Here is a 14,694-nt window from a genome sequence, read left to right on the forward strand (position 1 = left end):
CCCTCTTGAGCAATGATCTGGTCGCATCTTCACGTCTCGCGCACAGAAGCGGCAGGGCGTGACGACAGGAAGTGCCCGGTCGGTGGTCCGTAGCGACGCCGGCACGAGGGGGGAAGGGAACCTCGCGCATGACGAGCAGAGCGCGCCGCATGCCCGGACGCAAAGCAACAGCCGCCATGGCAGCGGCTGTTGTGGTGGCTTCGGGCGTGACCTATATCGGCCTGAATGATTCCGGGGGCAGCCACAAGAAGCCGCGGTCCACCGAAAACGCCGCGCCACTGGACGAGGCCGGGGCTGCGGCCAAGGCGAAGCGGACCGGAAAGGCGGTGGAAGCAGCGGCACTGCGTACCGCGTATTCGACCACCTGGGCCCGCCCGGACGGAATGCTCCAACGGCGCATCCACGCAAGTCCGATCCGAGCCAAAGTGGGTGGCGAATGGAAGGCGATCGACCCCACTTTGATCAAGGTCAGCAACGGCTGGTCCCCCAAAGCGACGAACGTGCGGATGACCTTCTCCGCCGGCGCCTCCGGCAGCGGGACCGAGCGCGCCTCGCGTGACCGGGCCCGCCGCGTTCCCCTGCTCGCACCCGCCGCGCCCAACGCCGCCACCGCGACCGGCAACACCCTCGTCACCCTGTCGACCGGTGGCCACGACATCGCGCTGACCTGGCCGGGACCGATCCCCCAGCCGGTGATCGACGGCTCGCGTGCGCTCTACCCGGAGATCCTGCCGGGCGCGGACCTGGTCCTGACCGCCGACGACGGCGGCTTCGCTCAGCTCCTGGTGGTCAAAAGCCGTCAGGCCGCAGCCAATCCGCAGGTGGCGCGCCTCGCGTACGGGCTCTCCTCTCCCGATCTCAACTTCTCACTCGACCCCACCACGCGCATCCTCACCGCGAAGGACGGCGGCGGAGATGACGTCGCCGAGTCACCCACCCCGCTGATGTGGGACAGCGCGGGGGCTCCGGCCAGCACCGACAGCGGAGGCGGGGGAACGGGTACGCCGCCACCGCCCGAGCCGACCCCGACGGACACACCGGACGGCTCGGCGTCGGGCGGGGAGACGCCCACGGCCTCGCCACAGCCGTCCGGCGCGGGCGACGACACGGACCGGGGCGACGTCTGGAAGGAGGTGCTGCCCGGGCCGTCGGACGTCGCGCCCGACCCTTCGATCGTCCGGCCCAACCTCACGCCTCCGCCGATCCCTCCGGAGGCCTCGCCCGAGCCCACCCGGACCGGGCCGGACGCGACGCTGGGCCTGGCTGCCCTGTCCGGGCCGCAGCCCGCCTCCCACGGCGCACTCGCTGACGTCGATCTCCAGGGATCCGACTGGGTTCTGACGGCAGATCAGGACTTCCTCAACGACTCGTCCACGGTGTATCCGGTCTTCATCGACCCGTCCGTCAAGAAGCACACCAACGACTGGACCACGGCTTACGACCGTCACCCGAACGCCAACTTCTACAACGGCCGGAACTTCAACAAGGGCGGCACCCACGAGGCCCGGGTGGGGTTCGAATCCGACACCTGGGGGACGTCCCGGTCCTTCTTCACCATCGACTGGGACGACGACCTCAAGGACGCCATCGTCTCCGACGCGACCTTGCGCATCCTGGAGACCTACTCGTGGTCGTGCGACGCACGACGGATGGACATCTATCTCACCGGTCAGATCAGCTCCAGGACGACGTGGAACACCGCGCCGAAGATGACCAGCGGCAACAAGCTGGCCAGCCGTAGCTTCGCCCATGGCTGGAAGTCCGGGTCCTGCCCGGACGACTACGAGGCCTTCAAGATCACGCCCACCGCACAGCGCGCGGTCACGAACGGCTGGAAGACCCTGACCATCGGTCTGCGCGCCGCAACGGAGGACTCCCAGTACGCCTGGAAGAAGATCCAGGCGGACGGTGGCAACGACCCGTACGTCGACCTCTCGTACAACCGGCGCCCCGAGCCCCCGACCGGACTCGACCTCGACCCGGATCTGAGCTGCGACACCACCGCCCCGTACGTCAACGTCGGCGCCTCTCAGCTGACTTTCTGGGCCGGGGCCAAGGACAGGGACGACAACCTGGCCTCGCTCCGCTTCCAGCTCTGGAAAGCGGGCACCAGCCCCACCAACAACAACCTCCTCGGCAACAAGGGCAACGTCTCCGTCGGCAGTCAGACGTCGTCCGCGAGGGTGCACACCGATCCGTTCTCGACGAGCGGGCTGCAGAGCGGTGCCACCTACTCGTGGCGCGTCATCGCCGTCGACAAGTACGGCGCCACGTCGAGCAGATACTCCCCTGCCGACATCCCGTGCCGGTTCGTCTTCGACAACCAAAGACCGAGCCCGCCCGTCGTCGCCTCGACGGACTTCCCCGACGCCGACCAGAGCGACAACGGATTCTGGAACGATCCCGAGGACTCCGTATGGAGCACCAAGAAGTTCGGCGAAGAGGGCTCGTTCACGTTCCGCACCGCCCAGAACGACGTCACGAAGTTCGAGTACAGCTACAACGGCGGCGCGTACAACTTCTCCGTCAACCGGACCGCCGGATCGCCGACCACCGTCGCTTCCAAGGCCAAGCCGCCTATGGCGGGCCCGATCGTCCTGTACGTACGGGCTGTTGATGCGGCGAACAACAGGTCCGAACCCCGCAAGTACCTCTTCTACGTGACCCCGCGGGACTCGGCCGACTCCCCGGGCGACCTCACCGGCGACAAGCTGCCGGACCTGATGGTGATCAGCGGCGACGGCGACCTGCGCACCTACCCCTCCCAGGCCCTTCCGGACCTGAGCAAGGGCAGCGGCAACCTCGGCTACTCCATGTCCGGCGGGTACCGCGGCAATCCCGACAAGGACCCCAACGGCTCGGACGGCAGGCCGATCTACACCGCGGCCCCGAGCGGCTACTGGAAGAACACGCTGATCGCGCACCTTGGTGACGTCTACGGGGGCGACGGCCTCCAGGATCTCGTCGCCGTCCGCGAAGGCAAGCTGTGGGTCTATCCCGGCGACGGATACGGCGCGGTCAACATCGACAAGCGCCAGGAGATCCTGCTGCCGTCGAACGCGCCGAGCCCTGCCTCCATCACGCAGATCGTCGCCGCCGGAGACGCCACCGGTGACGGCAAGCCGGACTTCTTCCTCCGGGTCGGCGACGCCTTCTGGGCCCTGGTCGGTTACAACGGCGCCACCGTCGACCAGGCGGTCCAGCTGTCACCCGACGCCTGGAGCACCCGTGACATCGTCACCGTCCAGGACGTCACGGGCGACGGCACCGCCGACCTCATCTACCGCAGCGACAGCGCCGGGCAACTCGCGCTGCGCGTCGGCAAGAAGGCCGCCACCGGCGGGGTCGATCTGAAGTCGCTGGCAAGCGCCGCCGGTTCGGCCAACGGCTCCGACGGGGTCTATGGCGCCTCCAGCTGGGGTCGGAGCAACATCCGGCTCCTCTACGGCACTCCCGACGCCGACGGAGACGGCATCTCCGACATCTGGGTGATCAAGGCGGACGGAACGGTCCGCTTCTACGCCGGTGGCCGCACCACGATGCCGACCGCCGGGATCCAGATCAACAGCGGCTGGCAGTCGAAGCTCGCCATCGGCTGAGCGCACGAAGAGGGGCCCGGACGAATCGTCCGGGCCCCTCTGTCGTTCCTCATGTGCTCAGCGCTCGGCCTTCCTCGGCCTGCCGTCCGGCCAAAGTCTCGGGCTGCGCTTGGCGGCCACGTCCTCGACCCAGCCGAAGCTCAGGACGCACAGGCCGATCAGGGTCCAGGTGAAGGCGAGCACCGGCCAGGGGCTGTCCAGCAGCCACGGCACGCTCTCGCCCAGGGAGCCGACGCCCCACAGCTGGTCCCACATCGTCGCGGCGGCGAGGATGCACACGTTGTGCCAGAGGTAGACCGTCACCGCGCGCGAGTTGAGCAGGGTGATCAGCCGGTCCCAACGGCGCAGCCGCGGCGGCCACTCGGACCACGAGGGGCTGAAATGGAGGAGCAGCAGAACGGCGCCGAACGACCAGAGGGCCTGGGCGAGCGGGATGCCGTCCAGCTCGTTCTCGCCGCCGAAGTCGTTCCGCATGGCCCACCAGAGGCCGGCCCCGAGGATGAACGGGACCACCGCCGGGACGATGTACCGCGGCACACGGCGCAGGATGCCCTGCTGGTGGGCCATGCCCAGGATCCAGCAGGCACCGAAGGTGGAGAAGTCGGTGACCGCGGAGTCGATCCGCTCCGGAATGTCGAAGCTGCCGAGGGTCATGACCGCCGACAACACCAGCGGCGCCAGGATCGTCGTCCACGGCACCTTGCGCAGATACCGCAGGATCACCGGCGACAGCAGGACGTACCAGAGGTAGGCGCGCAGGTACCAGAGCGGCTCGGCGACGTTGCCCGCCCAGGAGCCGTCCAGGAAGCCGTGGATGCCGGGCAGGTCGGACGCGTACGGAGGGTCGCTCAGCGGGACGATCCAGAAGAGCAGGTGCGTCCACCACCAGCCCGGGTGCCCGTCCGCGTCGGGGCCCCAGCCCTGAGCGATCATGCCGGTCACCCCGATCGCGCCCAGCAGCCACATCGGCGGCAGCAGCCGCCGCATCCGGCCGCGGATCACCTGGGGTGCCGGGCGCTTGAGGGAGCGTCCCATGAGGTTGCCCGCGAGGGCGAACATGACGCCCATGGAGGGGAAGGCCAGCGGCAGCCAGGCCCAGCCCATGAGGTGGTAGAGGACGACACGGAACAGGGCCAGCGCCCTGAGCAGGTCGAAGTAGCGGTCGCGGCCGGGCTTGGCGGGCGCGGGCGCCTCGGGCTTGTGGCGCAGGGCCGCCGCCGGCGGAGACAGGTAGCGGGGTTCTCCTCCCGCCTGCTCGGGGTGGTGGCCCGCGCCCTGCTCGGCGTAGGGAGCCGCGCCGGGCTCGTTCGTTCCGTACGGGCCGGGCTGCGGCCAGGCGCCCGTGGGCTCGGTGGTGGTCATGCGACGGGCCTCCGGTCGATGTTCTCCTTGCTGCCTCGCTGCGCCGGAATGCCCCCCGGCGCCTCCACGACCCCCGTCCGCCGCAGCTTCTGCCACCGCAGCCGGCCCCCGGTGAGGGCGGTGATCCAGGACTGGAGGAGCACCACGTACATCAGCTGGCGGTAGAGGACCTGCTGGAGCGGGAGGGACACCAGGTGGGTGAGGCGTTCGCGGTCCAGGCGGAACGCGTAGGCCGCGCAGACCAGTTGGATCACCAGCACGCCCAGCCACGCCAGCACGGTCTTCTGCGTCGGGCCGAAGACCAGGCCGTACAGGAGGAACACGTCGATCAGGGGGGCCAGGAGCGGGGCCAGGACCATGAAGAGCGAGACCAGGGGCAGGCCCACGCGGCCGAAGCGGCCCGAGGGGCCGCGCTCGAAGACCGCGCGGCGGTGCTTCCAGATCGCCTGCATCGTGCCGTACGACCAGCGGTAGCGCTGCGACCAGAGCTGCTGTACGGACTCCGGCGCCTCGGTCCAGGCGCGCGCGTTCTCCGCGTACACGACCCGCCAGCCGTCGCGGTGCATCGCCATGGTGACGTCGGTGTCCTCGGCGAGGGTGTCCTCGCTGATGCCGCCGACCCGCTCCAGGGCGGTGCGGCGGAAGGCGCCGACCGCGCCGGGGATGGTCGGCATGCAGCCGAGCACGTCGTACATCCGGCGGTCCAGGTTGAAGCCCATCACGTACTCGATGTGCTGCCAGGCGCCGATGAGCGAGTCGCGGTTGCCCACCTTGGCGTTGCCCGCGACCGCGCCGACCTTCGGGTCGCCGAACGGCTGCACCAGCTCGCGTACGGTCGACGGCTCGAAGACGGTGTCGCCGTCCATCATCACGACGATGTCGTACCGGGCGTGCCTGATGCCGTTGTTGAGCGCCGACGGCTTGCCGCCGTTGGGCTGGCGGATCACCCGGACGTTCGGCAGCCACATCGCCTCGACGATGTCGGCGGTGCCGTCGGTGGAGCCGTCGTCGACGACGAGCACCTCGATGGGGTGGTCGCTGGCCATCAGCGAGCGCACGGTGTTGGCGATGCACTCGCGCTCGTTGTACGCGGGGACGATCACCGAGACCGGCTCGATCACCTCGGGACCCCAGCGGAACCCGCGCGCCCGCACCTTGCGCGCGTGCAGGAAGGAGAGGATCAGCATCAGGCCGAACCGGGCGAAGACCAGCACGCCGATCACGGCGAGTCCGCCCACCAGGACGTCGGTGGTGTGCTCGGAGACCTGGACGGCGAAGACGAACGCCTTGCCCTTCCACAGGTCCATGCCGGTGACCGGGGTGTGCGCGCTCGGCGCGTTCAGGGCCTCGGTCAGATTCACGAACGTGTAGCCCTTGCCCTGGAGCTCGGGCAGGAAGGTGTCGAGCGCGGCCACGGTCTGCGAGCGGTCGCCGCCGGAGTCGTGCATCAGGACGATGGCGCCCTTGCCGTGCTTGGGCGTGGCGTTCTTGACGATCGTCTTGATGCCCGGGCGCTGCCAGTCCTCACTGTCCGTGGAGTCCAGCGCGGTGATGTACCCGCGGCTGCCCACGTACTTGATCACCGGCCAGTTCTTGTCGTCGATCGCGTCCGCGAACGACGAGTACGGCGGCCGGAAGAGGGAGGTGCGGATGCCGGCGGCGCCTTCGAGGGCCAGCTGGTTCTGCGCGAGCTCCCAGTCGATGCGGGCGTGCGACTGGTAGGAGAGGTCGGGGTGGTTGAAGGTGTGCAGGCCGACCTCGTGGCCCTCGTCGACCATCCGCTTGATCAGATCGGGGTAGCGGGCGGCGTTGGCTCCGGTGACGAAGAAGACGCCGTGCGCGTGGTACTTCTTCAGCTGGTCGAGCACCTTCGGGGTCCAGGTGGGGTCCGGGCCGTCGTCGAAGGTGAGCACCAGCTTGTGCTTGGGGATGTCGAGGCTGGTGGGCTTGCCCGTGCCCCGCGCGTCAATGACCGGGCCGCCGTCCAGGATGTGCTCGGGCACCCTGTCGGTGGAGGCGTCCGGGCGGATGCGGTGGTCGGCGAGTATCTCGTTGTGGACGTACCCGCGCAGCATCAGCATCGCGAAGAGCGCGACGAGGAAGAGCAGCGGCAGCAGATAGCGCATCGGCAGTCTGCGGCGTCTCTTGCGCGGGGTCGTGGCGGAAGTCGTACGACGGGTCGTACGGCGAGGGGCTTTCACGTGCTGGCTCCAGAGTGCGGAGTCGGCTTCGTCGACAGGCCCGTCGGGCCGCCGGACGAGCCGGTGGGGAGGCCGGGGCTCGCCGAGCGGCCGCCGATCGGCTTCGCGCTCTGCGAGGTGCCGGGGTGCGGGGTGGCGCCGGTGGGCTTGCCGGAGTTCTTCGTCCTGCCCGGCTTGGCGGTGCCGGAGGCCTTGGCCCGTGCGGAGCCACTGGCCGAGGGGTGCGCCTTGCCCTTGGAGGCGCCGGGCTTGGTACCCGGGCGGGGGGCGCGGGAGTCGGTGGGGGCCGGAGTGACCTGGACCGTCTCCGTCTTCTTCTCCTTGGCCGCGGGGCCGGGTATGCCGAGCCAGGGCGCGCGGGAGCTGCCGCCCATGAGGCTGCCTACGAGCATCACGGCGTAGCAGGTGCATGCCAGGCCGAAGACCCAGCCGAGCCGGCGCAGGTTCTTGCCGCGGCGGCCGCTCTCGTCCACGAAGACGGGACCGTCGGGGTCCCCCGCGGGGACCGGCGCCTGCGCCAGGTCCTGAGCCGGGAAGCGGACCTGGGCCTGGACCTGCGTCTGGACCTGGGCCTGGAACTGGGGCTGCGCCTGGGTCCGGACGTGGTCCTGAGTCCGGTCCTGGGCCCCGTCCTGCGCCGGGGCGTTGCCCGGCAGGCGTCCGGCGACGTTCAGTTCCATCGTGAAGTCGTCGAGCGGCCTACGGGGCTCCTCGAACGGGTTCCGGGGTCGCCCCGGAGGGGCTTCTTTTCGCCAATTGTCCACTTTGCGTACGCACTTCCCCACTGGATGATTCGCGGGTTGCGCGCACTCCTCTAGCGGGCGCTGCGTTCCGGACCGGGTCCCCACCCGTTCCACGCACCCCCACTACCACACCGCACCCGGGGAATGAATGTAGCGCACGCCGCTGTGAGCCGAGTTCACGCGCCAAGTGTTGTTCCTCAACTGGAACAACAGAGAGGCATCAGTCGGACATGAGGGACAGATCCTCCCCCGGAAGCCAGTATTCAGGGGGCAGTTCGAGCCACCCTGCGGCCTTTTCCATCCGCCGGGCGACCTCCTGGAGAACCTCCAGGCCGGGGTGGTGCAGCCCCTTGCGCCACACCAGCGACACCGGTGACAGCGGTACGGGGCGGACCAGCGGCCGCAGCACCATCCCGGATATCTCCATGAAGTCCGTGCTGGCCAGCACCGACCAGCCGCGCCCCAGCACCACCCGGGCGAACTCCTCCTTCCCGGAGATCTCCGGGAACGGCGCGGCCAGTTCCGCACCCCGCCCGGCGAAGAGCCGCGCGGCCAGATCCGTCCACTCGGCGGTGGCCGGATTGCCCGCCCCCGCGTACAGCGTCTCGCCCGCGAGCGCGTCCACCGGCACCTCCGCCAGATGCGCGAGGCGGTGACCGGACGGGAGCAGCACCGCCATCCGCTCGTACCGGACGGGCTGGTGCGAGAGGCCCGCCAGCACCGACGGGTCGAGACCTGCGACCCGGCCGAAGGAGACGTCGAGGCGCCCGGCCAGGATCTCGGCGGCGGCCCCGGTGAGCCCGCTCAGATAGCGCGCCACGAACTCCTGCCCGGCCGCCGCCTCGCGGGCCCGCACCAGCACCCGGTGGCCGGTGCCGACCGAGGCGCTGACGTCGACGAGCAGCGGACGGGCCTCGGCCGCCCAGCCGGTCCGCAGCTCGTCGTGCGCGGCGAGCACCCGCCGCGCGTACGGCAGCAGCCGCGCGCCGTCGGCGGTGAGCTCCACCGCGCGTGTGGTCCGTACGAACAGCTCGGCGCCCAGGTCGCGTTCGAGCCGCCGCACGTCCCGGCTGAGCGCCTGCTGGGCGACGAAGAGCCGGGCGGCGGCCCGGGTGAAGTGCAGTTCCTCGGCGACGGCGGTGAAGGCGCGCAGCAGCCGGGGGTCGATGTCCTGGGTCACGGACGGCAGTCAACCGCACCGACGCCGACAGCAGAAGCCCTCGTCCAGGACTGACAACGCAGATGCGTGAATGGCCTCTGATCAGGTGTTGGACGCCCGCGCCCGGCCCGGGCGAAGCTCGGTGCATGCCGCAACTGATGACCGTCTCGGGTTCGACGCTGGTGCTCGCCGGGCCCGTTCCGTACGAGCGCGAGCCCCGCGCTCCGAAAGCGCGGGCCACCCCCTACCGCCGCCTGTTCGCCGTCCCCGGCGCCCGCGCCTTCACCCTGGGCAACCTCATCGCGCGGCTGCCCATGGGCATGTTCAGCGTGAGCGCCGTGATCATGATCGCCGGGTCTCGCGGCTCGTACGCCCTCGCCGGAGCCGTCACCGCCACCGGCCTCGCCGCGACCGCCCTGGTCGCGCCCTGGACGGCCCGCCTCATCGACCGCCACGGCCAGGCCCGGGTCGCCGTGCCCGCCACCGCGCTCGCGGTCCTCGGCTCACTGGCGCTGCTGCTCTGCGTACGCCTGGACGCACCGGACTGGACGCTGTTCGCCGCGTACGCCGCGACCGCCACCACCCCGAACACCGGCGGCATGTCGAGGGCGCGCTGGGCGCACGTCCACCGGGGCGACCCGGCGGCCCTGCACACCGCCAACTCCTTCGAGCAGGCCGTGGACGAACTCTGCTTCATGCTGGGCCCGGTGGCCGCCGCGTTCCTGTGCACGGCCCTGTTCCCGGAGGCGGGCACGCTGCTGGGCGCGGTGCTCCTGATGACGGGCGTGCTGATCTTCTCGGCCCAGCGCGCCACGGAACCCCCGGTCGCCCCGCGCACCACGGCCCGCTCCCCCCTGCGCTCCCCCGGCCTCGCCCCGCTGCTCGCCGTCTTCCTCGCCACGGGCGCGGTGTTCGGCTCGATGGAGGTGGTGACCCTGGCATACGCGTCGGGGCTCGGCCACGGCCCGTCGGGCGGCGCGGTCCTGGCGCTCCAGGCCGCCGGGTCGGGTGCGGCGGGTCTGGTCTACGGCTCGGTGCGGCCCGCGCGTTCCGTCGCCCGGCGGCTGCTGGTGTGCGTCGGCGCGATGACGGCCCTGATGTGCCTGCCGCTGCTGGCGGCCCGTACGGGTTCGCTCGCCGTCCTCGCGGGTGCCCTGCTCCTGGCGGGCGCGGCGACCGCGCCGACGATGGTCACCGGGATGACCCTGGTCCAGCGCCTCACCCCCGAGGGCCGTCTGAACGAGGGGATGACCCTGGCGGTCACCGCGATCCTGGGCGGCATCGCGGCCGGCTCGGCCACCGGCGGCTGGCTCACCGACCACGCCTCGGCCCCGACCGCCTACCTCGCCCCGGTCTGCGCGGCGGCCCTCGCACTGGCGGCGTGCGCGGCGGGCCCGGCACGGCGCCGGGCGTGAGGACGTGCGCGTACGACAAAGGCCCGGTCGCTGTAGTAGCGGCCGGGCCTTGGTCTCACATGGGATGAGGGGGTCTGGGGGTCATGCCCCCAGAAAGAGGACGAGGTGGACCGGGCTCGCGCTGTTTGCGAGCATGGTCCACCTTCACCTCGTGGAGATGGCGGGAATCGAACCCGCGTCCAACGGTGCGGAATCAGGGCTTCTCCGTGTGCAGTTCGCTGCGATTTTCTCAGCCCCGGAGATCACGCGAACAAGTCTCCGACGGGCTCAGTCACTGTTTGATTTCCTTCTGGGCCCCGTGACCGGGCTCAGAAGTTTAGATCCCTTGATGATGCCAGGATCCGGGTCGGGATCACCCCCGGGCTGACACTTCGCAAGTCGCTACTTAGGCAGCGAGGGCGAAGGAATCGCGCTTGGTGTTGGCGATTATTGGTTGCGACATATGGTTAACGAGATCATTGCCGCTTCCTCGACACGCTTCCCCTGCTTCGACATCCGCTGTCGAAACCGATCATCCCCATGTTGATTTTTCAATGCGCGCACCCGCTGTGAGGTGCAGAGCCCATCGTACGTGACCGACGTGGGCGGGTGCCAGCGTATTAGGCCCGCTGACGCCGCCGGGCCGCCGAGATCGCCCGGTTCGTCTCCCGGGTGTCCTGCTTCTCGCGCAGCGTCTGCCGCTTGTCGTACTCCTTCTTGCCCTTCGCCAGCGCGATCTCGATCTTCGCCCGGCCCTCCTTGAAGTACAGGACGAGGGGCACGATCGTGTGACCCGACTCCTGCGACTTGGACTCCAGCTTGTCGATCTCGGCGCGGTGCATCAGCAGCTTCCGCTTGCGCCGCGCGCTGTGGTTGGTCCAGGTGCCCTGGGCGTACTCCGGCACATGGACGTTGTGCAGCCAGGCCTCGCCCCCGTCGATCTGCACGAACCCGTCGACCAGCGACGCCCGCCCCTGGCGCAGCGACTTCACCTCGGTACCGGTGAGCACGAGACCGCACTCGTAGGTGTCGATGATGGTGTAGTCGTGCCGCGCCTTCTTGTTCTGCGCGACGAGCTTGCGCCCGCTGCCCTTGTCCTTGTCTTTTGCCTTAGCCATAGTGCGGCCATTTTCGCACTACGACCGCCCCCCGAGGCCACTCAATACCGCCTGGGCCCGCTCCTGGGCCCGGTCGGTGACCGGTACGTCCGGGGTGATGCCCTTCCCGTCGACGCCGTGGCCCGCCGGGGTGCGGTAGTGGCCGACGGTCAGCTCGGCCACCGAGCCGTCCGGCAGGTCGGTCGGCATCTGGACCGAGCCCTTGCCGAAGGTGCGCGAGCCCACCGTGACGGCCCGGCCCCGGTCCTGCAGGGCGCCGGTCAGCAGCTCGGCCGCACTCATGGTGCCGCTGTCGACCAGGACGACCAGGGGGCGGCCGGTGTCGCCGGCCCGCTCCGCGTACAGCGCGCGCTGGCGGCCGTGCACGTCGTACGTGGCGACCAGGCCGCCGTCGAGGAAGGCGGAGGCGGCCGAGGCGGCCTCGGTGACCAGGCCGCCGGTGTTGCCCCGCAGGTCGAGGAGGACGCCGGCGCCGCCGGGGGCCGCGCGGACCGCCTTCCGTACCCGCTCGCCGGAGCCCTTGGTGAAGGCCGCCACCTTGATCATCACGTCGCCGCCGGGCAGCGCGCTCACCGTCACGGTCTCGGTGGTGAGCTCGGCCCGCCGCAGCAACTCGCTCCAGGTGCGCCCGGCGCGCTCCAGGCCGAGCACGACCCTGCTGCCCGGAGTGGCCCCGTCGCCGCGCAGCAGGGCGACGACCTCGGTGACCGGCAGGGTGTCGAGGGCGCGGCCGTCGATCGTACGGAGCCGGTCGCCCGCGCTGATCCCGGCGCGGGCGGCCGGTCCCCCGGGCTGGAGGCGGGTCACCTCGACGCGGCCGTCGGCGGTGCGCCGGGCCCACAGGCCGACGCCCGTGTACCGCCCGTCGAGGGCGTCCTCGAACTGCTCGTACGCCGTCGGGTCGTACACCGCGCCCCAGCGGTCGCCGCTGCGGCTGACGGCCTCGGCGGCCGCCTGGCTCGCCGACTTGCCGTCGGCCACCGCCTCGGCGGCGGCCCGGGCCACGTCCGCGCCGCGGTCGCGGGGCTCGGTGGCGGAGGCGGGCAGCGCGTGCAGCGGGGTGCGGCGCTCCTCGGCCTGCGGCAGCGAACCGGTCACCGCGGCGGTCGCCAGGACCGAGACGAAGACCAATGTCAGAGTCGCCCCGCGGCGCACTCCGCGGGACCTGGGACAGCTGTCCGGACCTGACATGGCGTCGAGTCTAGGACAACGCGAGGGCGCCGCAGGGGCTGTTGCTCCTACGGCGCCCGGGGCGCATCTCACACAGTGAAGCGCGCGCGTCACACCTTCAGGTACTTGCGCAGCGCGAAGAAAGCGGCGAGGGCGGGCATCAGCACGCTCGCCGCGAGCACCAGCGGCAGCTTGGCCAGGACCGCGTCCCAGCCGATGAAGTTGATCAGGTTCAGCTTGTGCGACAGGTCGAGGCCGTGGTCGATCATGAAGTAGCGGCCGACGATCAGCATGCCGGAGGCGGCGATGCCGCCGAGCACGCCGGCGAAGGCGGCCTCCATGATGAACGGCGCCTGGATGTAGAAGCTCGACGCACCCACCAGGCGCATGATGCCGGTCTCGCGCCGTCTGCTGAACGCGGAGACCCGGACCGTGTTGACGATCAGCATCAGCGCCACGACCAGCATCACCGCCATCACCAGGACCGCGGCCACGTTCATGCCGCCGAGCAGGCTGAACAGGTTCTCCAGGATGCCCTTCTGGTCCTGGACGGACTGCACGCCGTCGCGCCCGGCGAAGGCGGTGGCGACCACCTTGAACTTCTCCGGGTCCTTGAGCTTGACCCGGAACGACTCCTGCATCTGGTCCGGCGTGATCGAACCGGCCATCGGCGAGTCGCCGAACTGCTCCTTGTAGTGCTTGAACGCCTCGTCGGCCGACTCGTAGGTCACCGTCTGGACGATGTCCAGCTTCTTCAGGTCGCCCTCGATGTCCTTCTTCTGCTGGGCGGTGACGGCGCCCTTGGAGCACTTGGCGACGGACTCGGCGTCGGCCTTGTTGCAGAGGAAGATCGAGACGTTGACCTTGTCGTACCAGTAGCCCTTCATGTTGTTGACCTGGTCCCGCATCAGCAGCGAACCGCCGAACAGGGCCAGGGACAGGGCCACGGAGACGATGACGGCGAACGTCATGGTCAGGTTGCGGCGGAGACCGACGCCGATCTCCGAGAGTACGAACTGCGCGCGCATGGCGACTGGTTAAGCCTTTCCGTGCTTTACGGGCTCGATGCTCAGCGCATCAATGCTGGTAGCCGTAGACGCCGCGCGCCTGGTCACGTACGAGACGGCCCTTTTCGAGCTCGATAACACGCTTGCGCATCTGGTCGACGATGTTCTGGTCGTGGGTCGCCATGATCACGGTCGTCCCGGTCCGGTTGATCCGGTCCAGGAGCTTCATGATGCCCACGGAGGTCTGCGGGTCCAGGTTGCCGGTCGGCTCGTCCGCGATCAGCAGCATCGGCCGGTTGACGAAGGCCCGCGCGATGGCGACGCGCTGCTGCTCGCCGCCGGAGAGCTCGCCCGGGCGGCGGTCCTCCTTGCCGCCGAGCCCGACGAGGTCGAGCACCTGGGGCACGGCCTTCCTGATCTCCCCGCGCGGCTTGCCGATGACCTCCTGGGCGAAGGCGACGTTCTCGGCCACGGTCTTGTTGGGGAGCAGCCGGAAGTCCTGGAAGACGGTTCCGAGCTGGCGCCGCATGTGCGGCACCTTCCAGTTGGAGAGCCGGGCCAGGTCCTTGCCGAGCACGTGCACCTGCCCTTGGCTGGCGCGCTCCTCGCGCAGGATGAGTCGGAGGAAGGTCGACTTGCCGGAGCCGGACGAACCGACGAGGAAGACGAACTCACCCTTCTCGATGTCGAGGGAGACGTCCCGCAGAGCGGGATGGCTCTGCTTGGGATATGTCTTGGAGACGTTGTCGAATCGGATCACGGTGCACCACGGTCGCCGGGAATAGGTGTGCGTGACACTACGCGAACCGGCCTGGGCCGTGCAGGCACCGTCCGAGGATGTTCCGGGGATGCGCCTTATGTCCCGTTGACGGGGGCCCGTGGACCCCTTACGAGCCCCCTCTAGGGGGCAGAATCCGGCGGGGCGCGCCGAAACGCGCGCG

At 70.1% G+C, this 14,694-nt stretch carries 10 protein-coding genes and 1 other RNA gene; 2 read left to right on the forward strand and 9 right to left on the reverse strand.

What is annotated here, in order from left to right:
• Nucleotides 1–128: 128 nt before the first annotated feature.
• The gene (locus IE252_RS25810) at nucleotides 129–3,599 is read left to right on the forward strand and encodes an FG-GAP-like repeat-containing protein (RefSeq protein WP_190091854.1); all 3,471 of its coding nucleotides are present in this window, start codon (nucleotides 129–131) and stop codon (nucleotides 3,597–3,599) included.
• A 57-nt stretch (nucleotides 3,600–3,656) separates the two neighbouring features.
• Here the strand turns inward: IE252_RS25810 and IE252_RS25815 are convergent, their stop codons facing one another.
• The 4 genes from IE252_RS25815 to IE252_RS25830 form a co-directional block, all read right to left on the reverse strand.
• Complete coding sequence (locus IE252_RS25815) at nucleotides 3,657–4,961, reverse strand: acyltransferase family protein (protein ID WP_190091855.1); 1,305 nt, start codon at nucleotides 4,959–4,961, stop codon at nucleotides 3,657–3,659.
• Nucleotides 4,958–7,087 (reverse strand): bifunctional polysaccharide deacetylase/glycosyltransferase family 2 protein, encoded by a 2,130-nt coding sequence (locus tag IE252_RS25820; RefSeq protein WP_190091912.1) that lies wholly within the window; start codon nucleotides 7,085–7,087, stop codon nucleotides 4,958–4,960. Before IE252_RS25820 ends, IE252_RS25815 begins: the two co-directional genes overlap by 4 nt.
• 71 nt (nucleotides 7,088–7,158) lie before the next feature.
• Nucleotides 7,159–7,842, reverse strand: a complete 684-nt coding sequence (locus IE252_RS25825) for a hypothetical protein (protein WP_190091856.1) — start codon at nucleotides 7,840–7,842, stop codon at nucleotides 7,159–7,161.
• Nucleotides 7,843–8,125: 283 nt separating this feature from the next.
• A complete protein-coding gene (locus IE252_RS25830) occupies nucleotides 8,126–9,085 on the reverse strand; it encodes a LysR family transcriptional regulator (protein ID WP_190091857.1) in 960 nt (319 codons plus the stop codon).
• 125 nt (nucleotides 9,086–9,210) lie between these two features.
• Here IE252_RS25830 and IE252_RS25835 point away from each other — a divergent pair, with 125 nt between their 5' ends.
• Entirely contained in the window at nucleotides 9,211–10,479 is a 1,269-nt protein-coding gene (locus tag IE252_RS25835; protein ID WP_229848787.1) for an MFS transporter, read from the forward strand.
• 149 nt (nucleotides 10,480–10,628) lie between these two features.
• On the opposite strand, the gene ssrA is transcribed toward IE252_RS25835, so the two are convergent.
• From ssrA to ftsE, 5 genes are all read right to left on the reverse strand, one after another.
• Nucleotides 10,629–10,998: a transfer-messenger RNA gene (gene ssrA / locus IE252_RS25840) on the reverse strand.
• 80 nt (nucleotides 10,999–11,078) lie between these two features.
• On the reverse strand, nucleotides 11,079–11,576 hold the full coding sequence (smpB, locus tag IE252_RS25845) for an SsrA-binding protein SmpB (RefSeq protein ID WP_190091858.1): 498 nt from the start codon (nucleotides 11,574–11,576) through the stop codon (nucleotides 11,079–11,081).
• An 18-nt stretch (nucleotides 11,577–11,594) separates the two neighbouring features.
• A complete protein-coding gene (locus IE252_RS25850) occupies nucleotides 11,595–12,767 on the reverse strand; it encodes a S41 family peptidase (RefSeq protein WP_190091859.1) in 1,173 nt (390 codons plus the stop codon).
• Between the two features lie 89 nt (nucleotides 12,768–12,856).
• Nucleotides 12,857–13,774 carry a permease-like cell division protein FtsX gene (gene ftsX / locus IE252_RS25855; protein WP_101388536.1) on the reverse strand — a complete coding sequence of 306 codons (918 nt, stop codon included), beginning with the start codon at nucleotides 13,772–13,774 and terminating at the stop codon, nucleotides 12,857–12,859.
• 49 nt (nucleotides 13,775–13,823) lie between these two features.
• The gene (ftsE, locus tag IE252_RS25860; RefSeq protein ID WP_101388537.1) at nucleotides 13,824–14,513 is read right to left on the reverse strand and encodes a cell division ATP-binding protein FtsE; all 690 of its coding nucleotides are present in this window, start codon (nucleotides 14,511–14,513) and stop codon (nucleotides 13,824–13,826) included.
• Nucleotides 14,514–14,694 lie beyond the last annotated feature (181 nt).

Origin of the sequence: Streptomyces melanogenes (assembly GCF_014649795.1) — a bacterium.
In the GTDB taxonomy this organism is placed as follows: Bacteria; Actinomycetota; Actinomycetes; order Streptomycetales; family Streptomycetaceae; genus Streptomyces; species Streptomyces noboritoensis.

Bases quoted from the DNA above. Each gene is read 5' to 3' on its own strand.
- IE252_RS25850 (WP_190091859.1), bottom strand. From the start codon at position 12,767: ATGTCAGGTCCGGACAGCTGTCCCAGGTCCCGCGGAGTGCGCCGCGGG.
- smpB (WP_190091858.1), bottom strand. From the start codon at position 11,576: ATGGCTAAGGCAAAAGACAAGGACAAGGGCAGCGGGCGCAAGCTCGTC.
- ftsX (WP_101388536.1), bottom strand. From the start codon at position 13,774: ATGCGCGCGCAGTTCGTACTCTCGGAGATCGGCGTCGGTCTCCGCCGC.
- IE252_RS25820 (WP_190091912.1), bottom strand. From the start codon at position 7,087: ATGCGCTATCTGCTGCCGCTGCTCTTCCTCGTCGCGCTCTTCGCGATG.
- IE252_RS25810 (WP_190091854.1), top strand. From the start codon at position 129: ATGACGAGCAGAGCGCGCCGCATGCCCGGACGCAAAGCAACAGCCGCC.
- IE252_RS25825 (WP_190091856.1), bottom strand. From the start codon at position 7,842: ATGGAACTGAACGTCGCCGGACGCCTGCCGGGCAACGCCCCGGCGCAG.
- IE252_RS25815 (WP_190091855.1), bottom strand. From the start codon at position 4,961: ATGACCACCACCGAGCCCACGGGCGCCTGGCCGCAGCCCGGCCCGTAC.
- IE252_RS25835 (WP_229848787.1), top strand. From the start codon at position 9,211: ATGCCGCAACTGATGACCGTCTCGGGTTCGACGCTGGTGCTCGCCGGG.